The organism is Methylocucumis oryzae, assembly GCF_000963695.1.
GTDB lineage: Bacteria > Pseudomonadota > Gammaproteobacteria > Methylococcales > Methylomonadaceae > Methylovulum > Methylovulum oryzae.
This window is the reverse complement of record NZ_LAJX01000369.1, coordinates 1-1,572: the sequence shown is the minus strand read 5'-3', so window position 1 is coordinate 1,572 and position 1,572 is coordinate 1. Positions and strand designations below refer to the sequence as shown.

1 pseudogene is annotated in these 1,572 nt (G+C 47.8%); it reads left to right on the top strand.

Annotation, left to right across the window (positions count from 1 at the left end):
• Nucleotides 1-1,572: pseudogene (gene glgB, locus VZ94_RS21720) on the top strand (1,4-alpha-glucan branching protein GlgB); the annotation flags it as partial.

The following is a 1,572-nucleotide window of genomic DNA, read 5'->3' as shown; positions in this document are numbered from 1 at the left end:
CAGTTATTATTAAAATCTGACCCGTACGGTCAGCAATTTGAATTCAGACCCAATACTGCATCCGTCGTCACTGCACCGCCTAGTCATGTTTGGCACGACCAGGTTTGGCTAGACCAACGCCAGCAACATGATTGGCAACATCAAGCCATGTCGATTTATGAAGTGCATTTAGGCTCGTGGCAACGCGATGCTTATGGCAATTTCCTCAATTACCGCGAGTTGGCTCACCGTTTAGTCGAGTATGTCACCGAGTTAGGCTTTACTCATTTGGAATTACTACCGATTACCGAACATCCGCTCGATGCCTCGTGGGGGTATCAAACCACTGGCTATTTCGCCCCGACTAGCCGTTATGGCACGCCCGATGATTTCCGCTATTTCGTCGATTACTGTCATCAACATGGCCTAGGTGTAATTTTAGACTGGGTACCGGCGCATTTTCCTAAAGACGCGTTTGCCTTAGCCCGCTTTGACGGCAGTGCCTTATACGAACATGAAGACCCACGTCGTGGCGAACACAGAGATTGGGGCACGCTGATTTATAACTACGGCCGTAACGAAGTGCGTAATTTCTTATTAGCCAGCGCGATGTTTTGGTTAGAAGAATTTCATATCGACGGTTTGCGGGTCGATGCCGTCGCGTCGATGTTGTATTTAGATTATTCACGCACCGACAACGACTGGTTGCCGAATGTCTACGGTGGCAAAGAAAATTTAGAAGCGATTGGTTTTATTCGCGATTTAAATGCCGTGACCCAATCTGAGCACCCCGCGTCGTGGTTATGGCGGAAGAATCCACGGCCTGGCCCCAAGTAACTCGCCCACCTTGGACCGGCGGTCTAGGCTTTGCGATGAAATGGAACATGGGCTGGATGCACGATATTTTAAGCTATATGAGCCAAGACCCGGTGCATCGCAGCTACCATCATGACCGGCTGACGTTTGGCTTGTTGTATGCGTTTACTGAAAACTTTTGTTTACCGTTTTCGCATGATGAAGTCGTGCATGGTAAAGGCTCGCTCGCCAATAAAATGCCGGGCGATGAATGGCAACGTTATGCCAATTTACGGTTGTTATACACATTGATGTTCACCTATCCCGGTAAAAAACTGTTGTTTATGGGCTGTGAATTTGGTCAAGGCAACGAATGGAATTTTAACCGCGTGTTAGATTGGTATGTGTTGGATTACGCACATCATCGCGGTATACACAGCTTAGTCAAAGACTTAAATTATTTATACCAAAACGAAACCGCGCTCTATCAACACGATTTTGAGCCGGAAGGCTTTGCTTGGATTGATTGCCATGACGTTCAACAATCGGTGATTAGCTATAGACGTAAAGCGGGCGATAGCGAAATCATTGTCGTGTTGAATTTTACCCCGGTGGTGCGTATGGAATACCGCGTTGGCGTGCCTAAAGCCGGTGTGTACACGGCGTTATTAAATTCAGACTCTAGCTATTACGGTGGTAGCAATATCGGTAATGCCGCCGTTTGTGCCGAAGAACGTCCGTGGATGAATTTACCTTACTCCGTCGCGCTGAATTTGCCGCCGTTAGGGGGTATGGTGT